The 259-nt window shown below is 58.3% G+C and carries 1 protein-coding gene; it reads right to left on the reverse strand.

Annotated features, from left to right (window positions below; translation table 11 throughout):
* Positions 1-192, reverse strand: a 192-nt coding sequence (locus tag C1X29_RS28805) for a hypothetical protein (RefSeq protein ID WP_218275735.1), incomplete at its 3' end; no start/stop codon positions are given.
* Positions 193-259: the final 67 nt, after the last annotated feature.

Raw genomic sequence — 259 nt, forward strand, 5'->3', positions numbered from 1 at the left:
TCCCTTGATGTCCTTGTCGGTGATCGGCTTGGAATTCTGATCGACGAGCTGGAAGGCCCCTCCGATTGCCGACGGTCCCGCAATCGGCGTGGGCGTACGGCCGGTGATGATGAACACCACGGTCGAAAACAGAACGAGCCCGGTGATGAAAGCGCCGAGAACGAGCAGAAGACGTGCGGTACGAGGGGTCATCGAATTATCCGAAGCAGGCCACAAAGCCGGCGCGGATCATCTCAAAGAAGATGGCGGTGCCATAATG

The organism is Pseudomonas sp. GW456-12-10-14-LB2, assembly GCF_002884345.1.
In the GTDB taxonomy this organism is placed as follows: Bacteria; Pseudomonadota; Gammaproteobacteria; order Pseudomonadales; family Pseudomonadaceae; genus Aquipseudomonas; species Aquipseudomonas paraglycinae.